Below are 20,047 nucleotides of genomic sequence, written 5' to 3' on the forward strand. Positions count from 1 at the left end.
GCTAAATATAGCTATTTTTAATTGGGATAACGTACATTTTGGGAGGATATACAATGTCGAAAAAATTAAAAATCATTTTACCCATAGTAATTGGACTATTACTAGTACTAGGAATTGCTTGGGGTGTTTATGCTTTTATTACGAATACACCAAAAAATTCATATTTATTAAGCGAAAAGAAAACCGCTAAGAACTTAGATTCATATATTAATGATCGTTTCAAAAATGAAATGAAATTCCAAGAAAAATATAATGATAATTCTTTCTTATCTAAATTTGAAGTTACTGCAGATGCACCTAAAGATTACATAGAAGACTTAGGTTTGCCCAAATCCGTAGTCGATGGTTCAAAAATTAAAGGTACTGTCGGACACGATCCAGAAAGTAAAAAGAGTATCGTCAATATAGCACCTACTCTAGTTGATGAAGAAATTGGTAAGTTTCAAGCTAGTGCAGATGATAAAAATCAATATTATGAATCACCTTTCTTCAAAGGTGTTTATAGTGTTAAAAATAATGAAATCATTGATACTTTAGCTGAAATACAAGGAACAGACGCTTCTAAACTGAAAGAACAAGGTTATTCAAATGTAAACTTCAATTTGAATAATCAACTTGGTGTTCTACATACTCGTCAAGACGATATCGATAAAGTAACAAAACGGTATACTGATTTAATCACTGATAAATTAGATGATGATGATTTCAAAAAAGGTGATAAAGAAAAAGTGAAAATTGATGGGGAAACTAAGAAAATCAAACCAGTTACTTTATCAATTAGTAGAGAAAAAGCTAAGAAGATAACAGTAGCAGTTTTGAAAAAAGCAAAAGATGATAAAGAGTTATTGAGACTTTCAAATATGAATGAAAAAGAATACAACAAATCAATTAAAGATGCTTTGAAAGATGCTAAAGACGCACAAGATAAAGATTTCCCTAAAATTAAATCAACTATCTATCAGGAAAAACATCAAATTCTCAAACGTGATATCACAATTACTGATTCCGATGATAAAAAGATGAACATCAAAGGTACAAATAAAATTGATGATAACCTAAAAGTGAATTATAAAGTAACAGGAAATGATAATTCATTTGAAATTAAAGGCTCTTCTAAAAAGAAAGATGATAAGTACAAAGATCAATATACATTAACTAGTAGCATCGATTATGACCGCTATTCACTCGATATCGATAACAAAGAGACTCAAAATGACTCAAAACGTAAAGATGCTGGTACATTAACGATTGATGATGGTACAGATAATTATGATATCGACTATGAAAACAACTTAGACACAGACGCGAAGAACAACCAACAAAAACAAAAGTTAAATGTTGAATTCAAGCTAGATGGCGAACCAATTAATATTATTATTAATGCCAATACTAAACTTAAAGAAAAAATTAAGTTCAATACTGACGGTGCAAAAGACTTCAACGCATTATCTAAAAAAGACAAAGAAAAATTAAGTAAAGAAATGGAGAAAAAAGGTAAGGATACATTTAAAAAAGTAGAAAAAAAATTGGATGACTAATTTCAATTATTTTTGTGTATTTAATGTATTTTTAAATATGTTGGCTAATCGCCCCCTATCCATGTAAATATTCAAGGACAAATCAGCAAGCATAAGGGGTGGGACAGCTGTCCTACCCTCTTTATATTATTATTAGGAGTGGTTATTTGAATTCATTAAAGTTGTTTCATATTTACCACTCTTTTTTATTAAAAAAGTGGTACTTATTTGTGTATTTACTATTAATCATAATTGCACTTATTGTCACTTTAACTACTATTCAACATATCAATAAAAATGAATCTAAGTTTACTATTGGCATTGTAGATAAAGATCAATCCAAAGAAACACAACTTATTTTAGGATCTGTTGGTAAAGGTAGCAATTTAGGAAAGAATGTATCATTGAAAAAATATAATGAAAATGAAGCACATCAATTATTAAAACAACAAAAATTACAAGGTTATTTTGTCTTTGATAAGGGTATGACAAAAGCTTTTTATAAAAATGGTAGGCTTCCTATTTCAGTTTATACATATGACAAACAATCCACTAAAAGTGTAGTGATAAATCAACTCACCCATTCAGTATATGACCGTCTAATGCTATCTATGGGAGGAATACTAAGTTTTTCACATCTTGCTGACAAACCATCAGACCAAGATACATTAATGACTATGACAGACATGTTGTTTACCGGACTTAATCGTACTGGTTCCTTTGATTATGAATCTATCCATATTTATGACACTGGAAGTTATTATGTTGTTACTGGCTATCTACTTTCCATATTTGTTCTTTGTTTATCACTTTTCACCGTTTTGAAAATGAATCAAGAATCAGCACTTAAAGAACGTTTACAAATGTTTCATTTTTCTTTTGAAAAGTTAACACTTGTACGTGGATTCATCTCTTGGTTTTATACCTTGTTGTGGTCAGCAATAGGTTTTGTTTGGATTCAATCTGCTTTGCATAGTGCTTTCAGAACATATAATTGGCCTACGGTAGCCATCCAATTAGTATATTTGGTCACGATTTTGGTCTTATGTCTCATCATTATTGATTTAGTATCAAAATCTTGGTTGAATTTACTCCTAAAAGTTAATCTAAGCATACTCATTATTGGATTTTCAGGGATTACTATTCCTACTATTTTCTTCCAACATATATTGAATGATGTTTTAATTAGCCAACCGTTTAGTTTAGTAACGAATCAAATGCTAGAAATTACTTTAAACAACTATATTTTAGATTCACATCCAGCGTTCTATTTTAGTTTAATTGTATTAATTTTAGCATTGCTAATCATACTTGCTTGGAGGTATCGTCGATGAAACCGTATATCCAACTCGTTATTAAAAAGCAATGGTTCGCTTATTTTATATTTATTTTGACGATTATGCTGGCATTAGGTGCATTATGGATCGCTCACAAATCTGCAAGTCAAACGTTTAAAATTCCAATTGCAGTCCAAGATATGAGTCACAGTAAAGCATCTAAACAACTGATTCATCAAATGGATTCAAGTCCATACGTAGAAATTCAATATTTATCTAAAGACGATTTTTATATTGATGACTTGGTTAAGAAAAAAGAAGTTATGGTAAGTCTGCAAATCCCCAAAGATTTCAATAGTAAACTAAAAAACAATAATTTAAAATCCTCAATCCCTTTGTATGGACGAGATGATTTTATTGGTAGTATAGCTGTCGAAATTGTGAGTCGTTCTTTATATGAACAACAGATACCATATATCATTCAAGAACACTTAGACGATATGAATCAAACAAAATCTCACTCAGATATCCAAAATCAATATTATAAAGATACACCTAAATCACAATTAACAACGCATTCTATAACTCAAAACGCAAATCAATCTATCTCCATTGGTGTTGTATTTGCATGTGTCATCATGGTTAGTGCCATTCAAATTTTATTACATCAGCGTCTCAAACAAAACGCACCATTACAGCGACTTTTCCTAACTAATCATAGTCAACTTAAACTTTATAGTACGTATGTCGTTACACATGTTTTTATTTTAATAATTATACTCATTGGCATTAGCTTAGTTATTCATCAACCATTAAGCATATTCTTTTATTTAAAATCATTAATCATATTAGTTATTTACGAATTAGGCATTGCTTTATTACTATTTAAAATTAATGTACTGAGTCATCGTATATTTATGGCTATTGTCTATGCCATTGTTATGAGTGTCATTTATCTATGGATTCAATTGTAAAGGAGTGTGAACTAGATGATAAACATTAATGACGTAAGTAAAAGTTATAGAAATAAACATATTTTCGATAAACTCAATATGCAAATTCAAGATAATCAAATTACTATTTTATTAGGAGAAAATGGTGCTGGGAAATCAACTTTATTACGTTTAATTGCTGGTATTGAAAAGGTAGATTCTGGTTCCATACAATATTTTAACCAAACACTAACTAAACGTCATATTAGAGATATGGTCGGTTATGTTCCACAAGATATCGCACTTTTTGAACATATGACAGTTAATGAAAATATTAACTTTTTCAAGTCACTGTGTAATAATCCTGTATCAGAAGAGACAATACAAGATTATTTATCACAGTTAAATTTTAAAGAAACTAAAGTTAAAGTTTCCAATTTATCAGGTGGTAATAAACGTAAAATTAATATTTTAATTGGATTGCTCAGTAATCCTCATATTTTAATACTTGATGAACCAACCGTTGGAATTGATCTTGAGTCAAGATATGATATACACCGCCTATTAGAGCAATTAAAATCACATTGTTTAATTATCATGACTACACATCATTTAGACGAAGTAGAAGTTTTAGCAGATGAAATTAAACTTATTGGACAAAACCCGTTTTATCAAGAAATGCTTGAAGATAAACATTGGCACTATGAAAAATATAATAATGCATTAACTTAAAACATAGTTAAAGGAGAACTTATTATGAAAAAATTAATTAGTGTATTTATTTTAGCCTTAGTATTATGTTTAGCAGGTTGTAGCAATAGTAATAATGATAAAGATTCACATAAAAATGAGGAGAAAAAATCAGAATCTAAAGCTAAAAGTAAAAGTGAACGTTTTAAAGAATACGATGACAATAGTGAAGCGTATGAAGAAGCTACGAAAAAATATAGTAAACAAAAACCAATCTCTATGCTTAATAAACTAGATCCAATTATGACAGATAAAACTTTCACTAATAAAAAAGGAATGCAAGGTTGGAAAGATTATAAGAAATTAATGGATAAAGTAAAGCTTGCTGATTATAAATATACTAAAGAATCTAAGGGTTCTTCATTAAGTGATGTTGATGCATTTTTCAAAGATAAAAAAGATGTAAAACGTCAAAAAATGGATGCTGGCGAAGATGGTATTAAGCAAGTTAATTATTGGTATGTCACTGGATCTGGCAAAAAAGTTGGCAACACAAATTACCCGGAATATTATACTGAAATCATGACTAAATATAAAGAAGGTAAACTTGTTTATGCTTCTGTTGAACCAGGTCTATACCATGTAAGTTTCAGCGATGCTGTAGAAAATAAAGATTTCACTAAAGTTAAAAATCTAAAGCAATTATTAAAACTTAACCAATCAAAACCTATACCATATAGTGTAGCTGAAATGAAATATGAAGCACTTCCAGTTACTAATGTGTCAGTATTAGTTAAAGGTGAAAAGGACAAAGACGAAAAATCCGCTTCTAACTATTTAGCTTATTTTAATTTCTCACCTGTTAAATATGATAAAGATAAAAATCATGAAGTAGTGAGTGTTAATGGCGCTCCGTTTGAAAGTGCACAAGCAGACTTTGGTAACTATGCTTATGTTGCTATGAAAGAGGCACTCAAAGAAGCATTATAAAAATAAAAATATCCTCAACTTGTTTTAACATAATCCCTTGTAACTAGTATGATTCACTAGTTTTGAGAGACTTGTTTTCGAGTTGAGGATTTTCTTTAATCATTAGAAATGTTTTCAAATTATGCTAACTTCGTTAAATCAATCACTTCATCGCATTGGGAAGCGATATTCATATCATGTGTTGCCATTATCAATATATTATTTTTATCTACCAAATTGAATAATAATTGTATAATCAATTTTCCAGTTTCAGGGTCTAAAGCACCTGTTGGTTCATCAGCTAATATAATCGCTGGCTCCTTCAACATCAATCTTATTAAAGCTACGCGTTGTTGTTCGCCACCACTCAAAGTATGAACCTTTCTCTTTTTATTTTCAGTCAGTCCAAATTGACTTAAATACTTCGACTTTAATGCTTCTTTTTCTTTTTTGGACAACTTTTTATAAGCGAGTCCTATGTCTAAATTTTCATCAATAGATAAGTTCTCTACTAAACCATAATTTTGAAATAAATAACCCAGTTGTTCTCTGTAAAATTTAGCATTAAACTTTTGTATTTGGCCATTAAATAATATTTGTTCTTTACCAACTTTTTCAATGCCAGCAATGATGTTTAACAATGTTGATTTACCACATCCGCTTGTTCCGATTAAAGCGTATGATTTTCCATATTCGAATGTTAGATTAACATCATCAAATATACGATAGTTATCTTTGTGAATTGATAGATGATTCAATTGTATTGTCATTGAGATTTAACCTCTTTTGGAACATTCGCTTCTTTAACATATGTGATTTTTCTTACGTATTGTCCTTTATGCATGACTTTCACATATTCTTTATCAGGGGCATATCCATTAAATGTAAGTTTATAATCCAATTTTTTACCATCTTTGTTGAACACGGAAATATTTTCATAATACTGCGTATCTTTAGGTACTTTAGCATAGTCGTCTTCCATTTTGAGTAATGGATTAACACGGTCAATAATTGGATGATGTACAAAAGTGAATACAAGGAATTAAGCGAAGTTTGTTGAGTTGGATTAAAGACATATATATCTTTATTTATCTTCTTATTTTGATAATTAGTAATCACTTTATATATTGCAATATGTTCTTTTTTAGCAAATTTTGTGATTGTATCAAAAATCTCTTTTTTATTATATTGATGATCCCAGTCAGTGACTTCAACTATACATTTACTACTAGGTAACAATTGTTCATTTTCTTTATATGTATATAAGAATAAAAGTGTTGATATTAATAGTAATACCGTGATGTCTAATATTATCTTAAACCATTTCATGTTGTACCTCTTATGCTGTATCGATGTCTATTTTCATTAATGATTTGCCTTCTTTTGATTATACTGAATATTCCGATAATAATAAACGATTTTTTTACGAAAAAAATGGCCTACCTTTAAGTAAGCCACTTTTTTATATTCTTATATTTCTCTCCATTAAAAAACGCTATCCTTAAATGACCTACCAATGATTGACCATTTCATATACATATTTGTTCTCTTTACATAGAAAGTCATAATAAATACATCATTTGAATACATTTTCAAATTCTTTAATAGATGATTGTCTTAATGGTTCGAAATCGAATTCTTTAATATCATATTGATTATATCTATGGTTGTATAATCCGTTATAAATACCTTTAGCATTATTATCAACAATAATAGCTTGATTTTCTTCTAAGTATTGTATCGTTTCTGGAAGATCTACAGTAATTACATCTGTTTTTAATGCTAATGCCTCATAAACGACTAACCCTAATCCTTCATAATTTGAGGATAAAACGAATGCATCACAATGTGATAATAGTGGGTATGGATTATTCATACCACCTAAAATAACAATGCATTCTCTGGCAGATGAGTTTCGTACTCTATTAATCGTTTTACTTTTTAATGGCCCGTGTGGACAAACTAAAACTAAAAATATATTTTGATTCACTTCATATAAATCTTCAAAGGCTTCGATTAACTTATCGTGTCCTTTTTGGTAGTCGTATCTTCCTATATTTATATACACTTTAACATCTTTATTATAAATAGCATTTAACAGTTTCACTTTAGATATTCTAAAATGATTGTAAAAATCAAATATCGGCTTTTTAGATAATTGATTTTCATTTTCTAATACATATTGATTAATATAATCATTTATTTTATCAAATTGTCCTTCAAACAAATCATTAAATTTAGTTGATAAATCTTTTTCTCTCTTTAACGTTTGATAACTATCTAAAATTAACTTTTTAGCATGAGAAGACAATTTGTGGTTCTGTTTATTCACTTCAATATCTTCCTCAGCTTCATCTTCTTCAATAGTACTTATTCTATATTGTTCTAATTTTTCATTTAAATCAGGAAAATCAAAGTGAAGTTCATCTTCTTTGTCTTTAAGCTTAGGTAGTATTTCTTTTTCAAATTCTTCAAAAGCTAGCTTATAAGCTAAATCTTCATTATCATTAAATATATTTTTCAAGTTATTAACTGATTGGTTAATCATTTCTATTTCTTTATTAACCACATGAGTTAAATAATCACTTACTTTATAATCCATACTTAATTCGACAATTTTATCTAATACCAATTGGAAGTTTATATTTTTCTTATTTTTTACTTCATCTAACAATGTTTGGATATCCTCTTTAAATTGTTCTAGGTACATTTGATTCTTAGATTTATAGGCATTATCATTAAATGAATAATCTACTTTAACACCTTCTAACGAATTAAATAAGCCCTCATTTCCTAGATTACGTGTTCTGTTTTCACCTAAGAAATTATTTACTGTCGTAATTTTGTAGCTAATTCCTTTGATGTTTTTCACTAGATTTTCTTTTAAGTTATTATGCACTAAAACAATTTTATCCACATCTTTGTATGCACCAAATACAATTTTTCGACTGAAATTACTTTTAGCTTTATATTCTTCAAACATATCTGTATGTACCCAAATAGCTGTTTTAGCATCAATATGTCTCATCATTTCTGCCTCTTTACGTTCAAAGCCAGTATAATGAATCATCCAGTCAATTTTCACATCACCAAACAATCTCGTGAACTCTTCTTTATATATTCTTTTTTATTGTTTTTGACGGGCTTTGGCAGAGTATGTTTCATCCCATAAATATTTTTTAACTAATAAACGATCTTGTAAGTTTCCATTTAATTCACCAGTAGTTGGATAAAAAAGAACATTTTCTGGAAGATTTAATAATCTATAATAATGTTCAGGCTTTACTTTAGACTTCTCAAAGAAACATATGTAATTTCGTTTAGTTGTATCAATATTTTCTAAAGTGTTAATTAGAGCAGTAGTTACGCCATTATTCCAAAATCCACCACTTAAAATGGCAACAGTTTCTTTTCCATTATGGATATCGTATTCCAAAATTGAATCATCAGTATAACCATTTAATATATTTTTAGTTATTTTGAAAGAACCTGTGTGATGATCATATTTAGTAAATCTTTGTTTCATATTAGCATAATTAATCTCACTATCTACTTTATTAATAGCTCTTTCTAAATCTTCTAGAGTCTCAGTATTTACAAATGGATACTCAGTTAAATCTTCATACATTCCTCTTGTATTCGCATATTCCTCTAAATCATATGTATACAAAATTACCGGTTTATTTAAATTTAAATAATCATACATTACTGAAGAATAGTCTGTTATCAATGCATCAGTTGCTGTCAAAAATTCATATGTCTCATAATTGTCTGGGAAGAAACGTATATTCCTATAAGTATTCTTTATGCTATTTTTCTCAAAGTCGTGTAACTTAACGTATAATATAGTATTTTCATCTAAGAATTTATCTAAATAATTAAGCATTTTTTCTACTTCGGAAGATTTTCTAACTTTACCTACCGTTCCTCGCCATGTCGGCATATAGCTAATTACTTTTTTATTTACAAGTTCTAAATCTTCCCTAACCTTTTCTCTCAATGCTTTATCAAAAAACACACTATTTCTAGGTGATGGACCTACAACAACTTTACCTGGGTAAACATTTTTTAAATTATGTGATTCAACAAGAACATCTTTTGTATGTTCGTTACTAACAATAATTTTATCTGCCATATAAAAGTTTCTTTGTACATTAGCAACGTCTACCACTATTTCCATATCTTTTCCCATATTCTTCAATGGGGTTCCATGCCAAATTATGTAATATTTTTGATCTTTTCTCTTATTAAAAAATGGATAAAATGTTGTATCATTGATTAAATACTCTGCAACAGCTAATAATTCATAATATTCTTCAGACAAATGTTTAACAATTTGAATATTACTAAAACCTTTTTCTTCAAGGAATTTTTTATGTTTTTCTGGTTGTTTTGATACTACAAAAACTTTACATTTTTCAACTTGTCTTTGAATTTCCTTAATGAGATAAAAAATATGACCACCAACAGAGTCCCCGTGTGTTGACTCTAATACAAAATAATTTTTTTGTATTTTTTTCTTTCTTCTACTTTCTATATAAACAAATTTACCTTTATTTTTTTTATAATTATCAACCTTAGTTTTAATATCTATCTTTTTCAATTTTGTTCTCCTAAATTTTATACATTCAATTCTCTAATATATTTTTTTAAATCGTCTTTCATGTCTTTATCTTTTAATGCATATTCGATCGTTGTTTTAACGAATCCTAATTTTTCACCAACGTCGTAACGATCTCCTTCGAAATCATATGCGTACACTTGGCTTTCTGTGTTCATACGTTCGATTGCGTCAGTTAATTGAATTTCATTTCCTGCGCCTTCTTCTTGTGTTTCAAGGTAGTCGAAGATTTCTGGTGTTAACACATAGCGACCCATTATAGCTAAGTTTGATGGTGCTGTACCTTGTTTAGGTTTTTCTACGAATTTTTTAACTTCATAACGTAATCCTGATTGTTCTAATGGATCAATGATACCGTAACGATGTGTATCTTCTGGTGCAACTTCTTGCACACCAATGACAGATTTACCAGTTTCATCATAGACATCCATTAATTGTTTAATCGCAGGCGTTTCTGATTCAACAATATCGTCGCCTAATAACACTGCAAATGGTTCATCGCCAATAAATTGACGTGCTGTGTGAATGGCATGACCTAAACCTTTTTGTTCTTTTTGTCTAACGTAAAAGATATTAGCTAAATCGGTTGAATATTGAACGCGTTCTAATAAATCATTTTTACCTTTTTCTTCTAACACCATTTCTAGTTCTTTTTGGTTATCAAAGTGGTCTTCAATCGCACGTTTATGTTTACCTGTAACGATAATAATGTCTTCGATACCTGCTCTAGATGCTTCTTCAACGATGTATTGAATAGTTGGTTTATCTAGAATTGGAAGCATTTCTTTCGGCATTGCTTTTGTTGCTGGTAAAAATCTAGTACCCAAACCAGCTGCTGGAATAATTGCTTTTTTGACCCTCATTTAATTAACTCCCCTTCAAATAACTTTTAAGCATTAGCATAAATCGTTTATTAGATTATTAATATATACAAGTGTTATATATATTGAATTTAAAGATTTATTCTTTTCATTAAAAGTAATGTTTTTACACTACATTATAATATCACATTGTTTCATAATTTATTAGCATTATTTTTTATAAATATTGTACAAGTCTATATTGTTAGACAACTCAAATTATTTAGTCAAATAAAAAACTGATTTCCAATATTAAATACAAAATCAGTTTTTCTAGTTATTAAACTAATATTCTATTTTCTGAAAATAAATATTCTCTTCAAAAAAGGATTTAGTAACTACTGCTAGCTACTAAATCCCTCTTTTAAATACAAATTGCTTATTTTATGATCTATACTTCTACATTTCGTTTTGGTACTAAAATAAATGCGGCGATAAATGCGACTAATACCATACAAGCACCTACGATAAATGCGATTGTTGCTGCAAAATGGGTATCGTTATAAATACTAATTGTTGAATAAACAGTTGTCACAACAGCGATACCAAATGCTGCTCCTAATGTTGATGTCATTTTAATGATACCTGATGCTGTACCTACTTTTTCTTCTGGAACATTTGATACTGCTGTTGATAAGGCTGGTGTTGCAAAGAAGCCTAAGCCTAACCCTATGCAAATAAACCCAATCACTGAAACGATATAATAAATTATACTTGGTAAGGCTGTAATGGATAGTAAAATAATTCCTACAGCAATAGTGATTGGTCCAAACATTAATGGTATTTGAGGTCCATTTTTTTGCATGAAACGTTCACCTACACGAACCATGATTAAACTACAAACCATATATGGAATAGTAATTAACCCTGCTTGTGCTCCTGATAATCCCATGGCGTCTTGCATATAAATATTGAATAATGCAAGCACTCCAATTTCAGTATTAACCATTAAATTAGCAATCGTTGTACCTATATAAATTTTGTTTGAAAATAACGTAAAATCAATAAATGGTTCTCTTTGTTTACGTTCATAAATGTAAAATGCAAACAATGTGATAATAAATACTACGATTAAACCTATAATTACAGGATTAAGCCAACCTAATTTTGTACCTTGTGTGATAACTATATTAATACTTAACATCATAATTACGAAGATGAAAATACCCATAATATCAAATTTCTTATTATGTGCGGATTCATCTTTAGACTCTGGCGTACCTCTTAATAATATCATTGCGATGAATGCAAAAATAATTGATAAGATAAAAATCCAACGCCATCCTACATATGTTGCGACTACACCAGCGAATAGAGAAGCTAGTCCAGTTCCACCATAAGAACCAAATGACCAAAAGCTTAATGCTTTTTGACGTTCTTCACCTGAGAAGAATGAGTTAATAATCGCAATCGTCGCTGGTAATAAACAAGCGGCTGAAAGACCTTGTAATACACGTCCTGTAAGTAAGAAGAACGGCATATTAGTTATAATAACGGAAATAGATCCTAATATACTTAATACTAGTCCCGCTCTAGTCACTTTTACTCTTCCTATTTTATCTGAGAGTCCACCTGCAACAACTATGAACACACCAGTTAATAGTGAGGTAAGACTTACTGCAATATTGATAATACTCATATCAACGTGATAATCATTTTGCACATGAGGCGCTATATTTAAGAGAGATTGAGCAAACAACCAATATGTCAAAATCCCTAATATAATAGCTAGTATTAATTGATTTCCTTTTTTGTAATTTCCAGACATAGCTAGTCACTCCTATTCATTAGTAACTTGATGCGTAGCTGCACTTTTACCAGCAATTCTTCCATAAGTAAAGATATCAGCAAGTGCATTACCACCTAATCGGTTACCTGCATGAATACCTCCTGCTACCTCACCAGATGCATATAATCCTTCAATAATATGACCTTCAACATCAATAACTTGTGCTTGAGAATTAATTCGTAAGCCTCCCATAGTATGATGTACTGCTGGTTTACGAGGTGTTGCATAGAATGGTGCTTTTTCAATTTTTAAATCAAATGCACATTTATTGAAATCATCATCATGACCTTGATCAACAAATTTGTTATAACGTTCGATAGTATTAATTAATTGTTGTGGTTCGATGTTTAGTTTTTCTGCTAATTCTTCTAATGTGTCACCTTTTACTAATGTACCGTCTTCAAGCTCATGATTAATTTTGTCTTCAGAAGTATTCATCGCTAATGATTTAATATTTTCATCAGCAATAATGTAGAACATACCTTCTTTTTGTTCTAATGCTGCTTTAGATAACACGTCTCTACTTTCAAATTCATTTACGAAACGTTGTCCTTCTTTATTAACAAATACGAAGTTAGATGGTGTCACAATTAAACCTGTGAATAGTGCGCCTGTTTTAGGGTCAGATATTGGCATCATTTGAGAGAATCCCATACCAACAAGTTCTGCACCTGCTTGGACACCTAAACGTATACCATCACCAGTAATTGCAGGTGAGTTAGTTGTTTTAATATCATCTGGAATACTATCCCAATACGTATTATATTGTTGTAACATTTTAGTATTAGCACCAAATCCACCTGTAGCAAGTACTACACCATGTTTTGTATGAATTTTAACTTTAGCTCCGTTTGCTTTACGAGCTTCAATACCTACAATTTTATTGCCTTCTTTGATTAATTTTTCGGCTGTTGTTTCAGTGAATATACGACCGTGATGTGTTTTAACATAGTCACCAAGATTTTCGATAAATTCTAAACCTTGTGCTTTCATTGGTTTATGACCACGACGCCATAACGCACCAACTGGCATATCTACGAATGAACGATCGAAATGTACGCCTTTTTCTGTTAGCCATTTAACAGAATCTAATACATTATCTGTGAGTGTTTTAACTAGTTCATAGTCACCTGTAATTTCTACATTATTTTTATCTTTACGTTTACCACCTAAATATGTTTGAATTCGGTGTAATTCAATTGAATCGAATAAGTTATTGCCTTTTTCACTATCGTCATCTAAATAGGCTTTAATTTGAGATTTTACTGTGCGGAAATCTTCTTTATAATCATCATCTATATCATTTTCATCATGTTCTAATAGTTGTTTTAATGTCTCATGTTCACCAGCTAATGCAGGGAAACTACCTTGCCATTCTGGTTCAACTGCATTGACTTGTCCGCCAGTACGTATCGTATTTCCTCCGATAGCGGCAAATTTTTCAAGCATAATCACTTCTTTACCTTCATCTAAAGCAGTAGCTGCAGCACTTAAACCTGCACCACCAGTACCGATTACAACAATATCCGTTGTTTCTTCAATTGTTTCATTTGACCATTGAACAACTGGTTTAGGACGCGCGCGTAGTACATCAGGATCTTCGCCAGCTTGTTCAATCGCTTCAGCGATACCTTGAATAATACCTTCACTTGTAACAGTTGCCCCAGAAACTACGTCTACATTTAATGTTTGTCCTTCTATGATATCTTGTGGTAAACGTTCAAATACTGGATTAGCAATACCTTCAGATTCTCCACTGTCATCAACTTCAATACTTACAATTTTGTCTTCAGACAATTCAACTTTCATAGGTAAATTACCATTATGACCTTTAGCAAATACGTTATAAGTACCTTTATTAAATTTCACTTTTTTATTTTGTAATGCTTTAAGTTTTTCGTATTTTCTATGTTCTTCTTCTTTGTCTAATATCATAAAGTCCATTACTTTCCATAATGGTGATGGAATGTGTAATACTTTTTGATCATGGATATCAACAAATTGTTCTACTTCTTGGTCGTTAATAATTTTTTCAGTCCAATTTGGTTCAATTAAGTATGCTTTACCAACTGCTAATAAGTCATACCCTAGTTCTAAAGCTTCTTCAGCATCTTGCTTTTGTGAAATGCTTCCGACACCTATTAAAGGAATGCTTGCCAATGTTTCATTTCTAGAATTTAAGTATTTATTAATTAATGGCTCAGAATCGTCTTGATTAACGATTGACGTACGTTTATAACTATTTGCTGAAATATGGAAGTAGTCAGGTTTATATTCAGCAAGTGTATTTAAGAGATACATTGTATCTTCAAATCTAATACCTGGTTCTTCTAATTCTTCTGGAGAGAAACGATAACCAATAATAAAATCTTTAGCGTCTGCTTGAGCCACAACACTTTGAACTTTTTTCAATACTTCGATTGGGAATTTTGTACGTTTTTCTCGACTACCGCCCCATTCATCTTGTCTTCTATTAGAGTGAGGAGAGAAGAATTGTTGAATTAAATACGTATTCGCACCGTGAATTTCTACACCATCGAATCCCGCTTCAATTGCTCTACGAGTCGCTTCGCCAAAGTGATTAATCATTTGTTCTATTTGTGATGTAGTCATTTCACGCGGTGTTGCAGCATCAGGTCGCAATGCAGTAATTGGACTTGCGGAGATTGGCTGTTCTCCTTCATTTAATTTTGGATTAGCCATACGACCGGCATGATAAATTTGTAGAATTGCTTTTGATCCTTTGTCTTTAATCGCTTGTGCTAATCTTGCTAGACCTTTAACCTTTTCATCTGTGTCAACACCAATAGCACCCGGGAATCCACGTCCATGATCTTCAACAAAGCAACTTTCTACAATAATTGCAGCTGCGTCACCTGATCGGTATTGATAGTAATCTATCATTTCTGAAGTCACACTACCGTCAAAATAGCCAGCTTGAATTGTCATTGGCGCCATTACTATACGGTTTTTCAATTCAGCTCCAGAGTTTAATTTGACAGTATCTAAAATTTCTTTATTCATAAGTCATCCTCCTGATAAATTGTGATTATTTTCACATGTATATTTAAAAATATAATACTCATTTAGAGTATTTAAATTACATATTCTTTTTGCATAGAAATTCTTGAAGTTGAAACAATGTCGCCATCACGTTTAACAATGACACCTTCAATACCATCTATTTGATTAAGTAGTTCAATATTTTGTGATGCTTGCCCAAAACTACAAATCGTAGTCCATATCTCGCAATCCACAGAATGATCAGATACGATGGTTACGCTAGCAATATCATTATTAACTGGGTATCCTGTTTTACTATCTAATATGTGATGATACAATTGATGATCTTTTATAAAATAGCGTTCATATATACCTGAAGTCACAACAGATTGTTGATGAATCTCTAAAACTGCAAGTGGATTACTATTCTTATAAAAAGGATTACGAATACCTACCTTCCAACTTCTTGATGTTGGTGTATTTTCACCAATCGTAATCACGTTACCACCAAAATCAATAATTCCTGAAGTTACACCATGATTAATGAAAAATGTTTGAAGTTGATCAGCAAAATACCCTTTTACAAGAGCGCCTAAATCAATCTCCATACCTTTCTTAGTTAAATAAACTTCATTTGTTGCTTCATTCAATTCTAGATTTTCAGGATTCGTTAACGTTATCGCATGTTGAATGTCTTGTTCATTTGGCTTTTTAGCATCTTCAAAACCAATTTTCCAAAGTTTAACTAAAGGGCCTATTAAGATATTCATTTTTTGATTAGAAGATAATGTTGCATGATAACCTAGCTGAATCATTTTAAATATTTCATCACTAGTTACTACTGGCCTTATACCAGCCATTCGGTTAATTTTCATTAAATCTGAGTGCTCGTCATTAGCACTAAATTGTTTTTCCCAAGTATGAATTTTGGACTCGGCTTGAGATAAAATTGAATCTGGTTGATTGTGATTAATTGATAAGCGAATCACCGTCCCCATTGCATTAATTATGACGTTTTTCAATTTATCCCCTCCTGAAATATATTTTGATAGCGTTTACAAAAAGTGCTAAAAAAATATAAAATTTAGAAATATTGTTAACTAATTCTATTTCCAAGTTCATACTACCATAAATACACAAAAATAGTTAAAATATGATAAATGTTCACAATTAAAACACACTTTAAAAATAAACTTAATGATTATTAAATTATTTTTTATATTTTGATAAATAATTAACAATTACTTCAAATTTTATTAAAAATGGACATATCAAATTCTGCTTTGATATGTCCATAATTTGAAGGGTATTTTATGGGGTATAATATAGTTTTTTATAGCGTGATTGGAATTTTTCCTTTGAAATTAACGTATTGATATGCCATTTTGACTGCTTCATCATTTGGTGGTTCAACATTTTCTAATTGATATGGGATACCTAAATTTTTCCACTTGTGTACTCCGAGTTGGTGATAAGGTAAGATTTCAAATTTTTCAACATTATCTAGCGAATTGATAAATTCACCCAATTTAATTAAATCTTCTTTATCATCTGAAATTCCTGGGACTAGAACGTGTCTTATCCATATAGGTTGTTTCATATCTGAAAGCTTACGTGCAAATTTAAGAATATGTGTATTCGGTTTGCCTGTTAATTTAATATGTTTTTCATTATCGATATGTTTAATGTCTAAAAGCATGAGATCCGTATATTTTTGTAATTCATCAAAATGACGATTAAATGCTACTGTATCATTAACACATCCAGCAGAAGTATCAAGACATGTGTGTATTCCATTAGCTTTTAATTCTTTAAATAATGCTTCTAAAAACGGCATTTGTAACAATGGTTCGCCACCGCTAACTGTAACTCCTCCACCTGAAGCGTCAAAGTATGGTTTATAAGGTAATACTTCATTTACCATTTCATCTACTGTCACTTCTCTTGATGGCTCATTAATTTTCCATGTATCTGGATTATGACAATATAAACATCTTAATAAACAACCTTGTGTGAATAATATATATCTAATTCCTGGTCCGTCTACTGTACCCATACTTTCAACGGAGTGTAAGTGTCCTTTAAGCATTTTGCTCCCACCTTATTTTCTACATTTGTTCGTGGAATGTACGAGAAATAACATCCAATTGTTGTTCACGAGTTAATTTAATAAAGTTAACTGCATAGCCAGATACACGAATTGTTAATTGTGGGTATTCTTCAGGATGATCCATTGCATCTAGTAATGTTTCTCTATTAAATACATTGATATTTAAGTGATGGCCATGTTGCATAGCGTAACCGTCTAGCATACTTGTTAAGTTTTTGTTTTGTGATTCTTCTTCTTTACCTAGTGATTTTGGAACAATACTAAATGTATTTGAAATTCCATCTTTACAGCAATCATAAGGAATTTTAGCTACAGAACTTAATGATGATAATGCACCTTTTTGGTCGCGTCCATGCATTGGGTTAGCACCTGGTGCAAATGGTTCTCCAGCTTTACGTCCATCTGGTGTATTACCTGTTTTCTTACCATATACAACGTTTGAAGTAATCGTTAATACACTCATTGTATGTTCTGAATCACGATATGTTTTATGGCTACGTAATTTTGTCATAAAGCGTTCTACCAAGTCTACTGCAATATCATCTACACGGCTGTCGTTGTTACCATATTTGGGGAAATCTCCTTCGATTTCAAAGTCTGTCACAAGTCCATTTTCATCTCTAATAGGTGTTACTTTTGCATATTTAATTGCTGATAATGAGTCTGCTGCTACAGATAATCCTGCTATACCAGTAGCCATTGTGCGAATGATATTTGTATCATGTAATGCCATTTCGATTCTTTCATAGCTATATTTATCATGCATGTAGTGGATGATATTTAATGAATTAATGTAGACACCTGCTAACCAATCCATCATTTTTTCAAATTTAGCAAAGACTTCATCATAATCAAGTACGTCAGATTTAATACCTTCGTAACTTGGTCCTACTTGTTTTCCAGATTTTTCATCTTTACCACCATTGATTGCATATAATAATGTTTTAGCTAAGTTAGCTCTTGCTCCGAAGAATTGCATTTGTTTACCAATTTTCATAGCAGATACACAACATGCAATACCATAGTCATCGCCATAACTTTCACGCATTAAGTCATCATTTTCGTATTGAATTGAACTTGTTTTAATACTCATTTTTGCACAATAAATTTTGAAGTTTTCAGGTAAACGCACTGACCAAAGTACTGTTAAGTTTGGTTCTGGTGCTGGACCTAAATTGTCTAATGAATGTAAGAAACGGAATGAGTTTTTAGTAACAAGTGGTCTGCCATCGATACCTACACCACCAATAGATTCAGTAACCCATGTTGGATCTCCTGAGAATAATTCATTATAGTCTGGTGTACGAGCAAATTTAACAATACGTAATTTCATAATGAAGTGGTCGATAATTTCTTGTACTTCACTTTCAGTTATGTCACCATTTTTCAAATCACGTTCTGCATAAATATCTAAGAATGTTGATGTACGTCCTAAACTCATTGCTGCACCATTTTGTTCTTTAATTGCAGCTAGATATGCTAGATATAACCATTGCACTGCTTCTTTAAAGTTAGTTGCTGGTCGACTTAAATCGAAACCATACATTTGACCTAATTCTTTTAATTCATTTAAAGCTCTATATTGTTCTGATAGTTCTTCACGTAAACGAATTACATCTTCTGACATTTCAGTAGACATTGTATTGAAATCGTGAAGTTTTTCTTCCATTAAGAAATCTACACCGTATAATGCCACACGGCGGTAGTCTCCAATGATACGTCCACGGCCATAAGCGTCTGGTAACCCAGTAATAATTCCTGCTTTACGGCAATCTAACATTTCTCTGGAATATGCATCGAATACACCTTGGTTATGTGTTTTACGATAATCTGTGAAGACTTTTTCAGTTTCTGGATCTAATTCATATCCATATGCTTCACATGCAGCTTTCGCCATACGTATACCACCAAATGGTTGCATTGAGCGTTTGAATGGTTTATCTGTTTGAACACCAACGATTGTTTCTAAGTTTTTGTCTAAATATCCTGCATCATGTGAAGTGATTGTCGATGCAACTTTTGTATCCATATCCCACATGCCACCGCGATCACGTTCTTCTTTAGACAATTGCATCACTTGGTCCCATAATTTTGAAGTAGCTTCTGTTGGACCTTCTAGGAATGCGTCGTCGCCTTCATATAAAGAATAGTTTAATTGAATAAATTCTCTTACGTCTGAATGTCTATTCCAACGTCCATTTTTAAAACCTTTCCAAGCATGAGTATGATTTGTTTCTAACATACCTTTCGCCTCCAATTATTTATTATTAGTTAATTAA

The 20,047-nt window shown here is 30.9% G+C and carries 14 protein-coding genes and 1 pseudogene; 5 read left to right on the forward strand and 10 right to left on the reverse strand.

Annotated elements, in window-relative coordinates; genetic code table 11:
- Positions 1 to 53: 53 nt before the first annotated feature.
- From LFT63_RS08605 to LFT63_RS08625, 5 genes are all read left to right on the forward strand, one after another.
- Positions 54 to 1,538, forward strand: coding sequence for a DUF6583 family protein (locus LFT63_RS08605; RefSeq protein WP_029056236.1), 1,485 nt, complete (start codon positions 54 to 56; stop codon positions 1,536 to 1,538).
- A gap of 146 nt (positions 1,539 to 1,684) precedes the next feature.
- The gene (locus LFT63_RS08610) at positions 1,685 to 2,851 is read left to right on the forward strand and encodes an ABC transporter permease (protein ID WP_340768739.1); all 1,167 of its coding nucleotides are present in this window, start codon (positions 1,685 to 1,687) and stop codon (positions 2,849 to 2,851) included.
- Positions 2,848 to 3,768, forward strand: a complete 921-nt coding sequence (locus LFT63_RS08615) for an ABC transporter permease (protein WP_017637614.1) — start codon at positions 2,848 to 2,850, stop codon at positions 3,766 to 3,768. Before LFT63_RS08610 ends, LFT63_RS08615 begins: the two co-directional genes overlap by 4 nt.
- A gap of 15 nt (positions 3,769 to 3,783) precedes the next feature.
- Positions 3,784 to 4,458: an ABC transporter ATP-binding protein gene (locus tag LFT63_RS08620; protein ID WP_017637615.1), complete on the forward strand. Its 675-nt coding sequence runs from the start codon at positions 3,784 to 3,786 to the stop codon at positions 4,456 to 4,458.
- Positions 4,459 to 4,482: 24 nt separating this feature from the next.
- A complete protein-coding gene (locus LFT63_RS08625; RefSeq protein ID WP_340768742.1) occupies positions 4,483 to 5,406 on the forward strand; it encodes a hypothetical protein in 924 nt (307 codons plus the stop codon).
- Positions 5,407 to 5,525: 119 nt separating this feature from the next.
- Here LFT63_RS08625 and LFT63_RS08630 read toward each other — a convergent pair whose 3' ends face one another.
- The 10 genes and pseudogenes from LFT63_RS08630 to pflB all read right to left on the reverse strand — a co-directional run bounded on the left by LFT63_RS08630 (position 5,526) and on the right by pflB (position 20,010).
- A complete protein-coding gene (locus LFT63_RS08630) occupies positions 5,526 to 6,155 on the reverse strand; it encodes a putative bacteriocin export ABC transporter (protein ID WP_017637617.1) in 630 nt (209 codons plus the stop codon).
- A pseudogene (locus LFT63_RS08635) lies at positions 6,152 to 6,424 on the reverse strand (YxeA family protein); the annotation flags it as partial. The pseudogene LFT63_RS08635 and the gene LFT63_RS08630, both read right to left, overlap by 4 nt.
- Before the next feature lie 537 nt (positions 6,425 to 6,961).
- On the reverse strand, positions 6,962 to 8,470 hold the full coding sequence (locus LFT63_RS08640; RefSeq protein WP_340768744.1) for a glycosyltransferase: 1,509 nt from the start codon (positions 8,468 to 8,470) through the stop codon (positions 6,962 to 6,964).
- 42 nt (positions 8,471 to 8,512) lie between these two features.
- Entirely contained in the window at positions 8,513 to 9,988 is a 1,476-nt protein-coding gene (locus tag LFT63_RS08645) for a CDP-glycerol glycerophosphotransferase family protein (protein WP_340768746.1), read from the reverse strand.
- A gap of 17 nt (positions 9,989 to 10,005) precedes the next feature.
- Entirely contained in the window at positions 10,006 to 10,869 is an 864-nt protein-coding gene (galU, locus tag LFT63_RS08650) for a UTP--glucose-1-phosphate uridylyltransferase GalU (protein WP_029056241.1), read from the reverse strand.
- Positions 10,870 to 11,257: 388 nt separating this feature from the next.
- Positions 11,258 to 12,634, reverse strand: coding sequence for an MFS transporter (locus tag LFT63_RS08655; protein ID WP_017637621.1), 1,377 nt, complete (start codon positions 12,632 to 12,634; stop codon positions 11,258 to 11,260).
- A 12-nt stretch (positions 12,635 to 12,646) separates the two neighbouring features.
- The gene (locus tag LFT63_RS08660; protein ID WP_340768750.1) at positions 12,647 to 15,679 is read right to left on the reverse strand and encodes a flavocytochrome c; all 3,033 of its coding nucleotides are present in this window, start codon (positions 15,677 to 15,679) and stop codon (positions 12,647 to 12,649) included.
- A gap of 71 nt (positions 15,680 to 15,750) precedes the next feature.
- Positions 15,751 to 16,680, reverse strand: a complete 930-nt coding sequence (locus tag LFT63_RS08665) for an FAD:protein FMN transferase (RefSeq protein ID WP_029056737.1) — start codon at positions 16,678 to 16,680, stop codon at positions 15,751 to 15,753.
- 311 nt (positions 16,681 to 16,991) lie between these two features.
- Positions 16,992 to 17,747 carry a pyruvate formate-lyase-activating protein gene (gene pflA, locus LFT63_RS08670; RefSeq protein WP_029056736.1) on the reverse strand — a complete coding sequence of 252 codons (756 nt, stop codon included), beginning with the start codon at positions 17,745 to 17,747 and terminating at the stop codon, positions 16,992 to 16,994.
- Between the two features lie 19 nt (positions 17,748 to 17,766).
- A complete protein-coding gene (pflB, locus tag LFT63_RS08675) occupies positions 17,767 to 20,010 on the reverse strand; it encodes a formate C-acetyltransferase (protein WP_340768752.1) in 2,244 nt (747 codons plus the stop codon).
- Positions 20,011 to 20,047: the final 37 nt, after the last annotated feature.

This window comes from Staphylococcus sp. FSL H8-0121, from assembly GCF_038008425.1.
In the GTDB taxonomy this organism is placed as follows: domain Bacteria; phylum Bacillota; class Bacilli; order Staphylococcales; family Staphylococcaceae; genus Staphylococcus; species Staphylococcus pasteuri.

Excerpts from the sequence above, each read along its gene's own strand:
- LFT63_RS08630 (WP_017637617.1), bottom strand. The coding sequence starts at position 6,155 with ATGACAATACAATTGAATCATCTATCAATTCACAAAGATAACTATCGT.
- pflB (WP_340768752.1), bottom strand. The coding sequence starts at position 20,010 with ATGTTAGAAACAAATCATACTCATGCTTGGAAAGGTTTTAAAAATGGA.
- LFT63_RS08605 (WP_029056236.1), top strand. The coding sequence starts at position 54 with ATGTCGAAAAAATTAAAAATCATTTTACCCATAGTAATTGGACTATTA.
- LFT63_RS08615 (WP_017637614.1), top strand. The coding sequence starts at position 2,848 with ATGAAACCGTATATCCAACTCGTTATTAAAAAGCAATGGTTCGCTTAT.
- LFT63_RS08625 (WP_340768742.1), top strand. The coding sequence starts at position 4,483 with ATGAAAAAATTAATTAGTGTATTTATTTTAGCCTTAGTATTATGTTTA.
- pflA (WP_029056736.1), bottom strand. The coding sequence starts at position 17,747 with ATGCTTAAAGGACACTTACACTCCGTTGAAAGTATGGGTACAGTAGAC.
- LFT63_RS08620 (WP_017637615.1), top strand. The coding sequence starts at position 3,784 with ATGATAAACATTAATGACGTAAGTAAAAGTTATAGAAATAAACATATT.
- galU (WP_029056241.1), bottom strand. The coding sequence starts at position 10,869 with ATGAGGGTCAAAAAAGCAATTATTCCAGCAGCTGGTTTGGGTACTAGA.
- LFT63_RS08660 (WP_340768750.1), bottom strand. The coding sequence starts at position 15,679 with ATGAATAAAGAAATTTTAGATACTGTCAAATTAAACTCTGGAGCTGAA.
- LFT63_RS08655 (WP_017637621.1), bottom strand. The coding sequence starts at position 12,634 with ATGTCTGGAAATTACAAAAAAGGAAATCAATTAATACTAGCTATTATA.